This window comes from Verminephrobacter aporrectodeae subsp. tuberculatae At4 (genome assembly GCF_000193225.1).
Taxonomy (GTDB): domain Bacteria; phylum Pseudomonadota; class Gammaproteobacteria; order Burkholderiales; family Burkholderiaceae_C; genus Acidovorax; species Acidovorax aporrectodeae.
The window spans coordinates 1-419 of record NZ_AFAL01000552.1; the positions used below are offsets into that span (position 1 = coordinate 1).

Sequence of the window (419 nt, forward strand, 5' to 3'; positions counted from 1 at the left end):
CTGACCTACACCGACGTGACTGACCTGGATATCTTCAATTCCGTAGCCGCCTCGGCCTTTGCGCTGAGCAGCCCGGGCAATTTGGCCATTAGCGTGAGCAGTGTGGTCGTAGAGGGCAAGACCGTTACGCTGACGCTGAGCCGCTACGTGCACGGTGGCGAAACGGTCAAGCTGAGCTACACCAAGCCCGCGACCGGCGGCGAGGGGATACAGGACTGGGCAGGCAACGGTGCGGCCAGTTTCACGGACCAGGCCGTGAGCAACTTGGTCAGGGACACCATGGCCCCGGTGCTCCGCAACAACGCCACGGTCCGCGGTGACCTGCTGGAGTTGACCTACGCCGATGCGTCGGACCTGGATGCCGTCCAGACCGCAGCGGCCTCGGCCTTTGCGGTAAGCAGCGCGGGCAATGAGGCCAT

The 419-nt window shown here is 64.2% G+C and carries 1 protein-coding gene; it reads left to right on the top strand.

The genetic code is table 11. The features are described from left to right. The coding region (locus VTU_RS28140) for a SwmB domain-containing protein (protein WP_040893121.1) at positions 1 to 419 on the top strand (419 nt) is incomplete at both ends.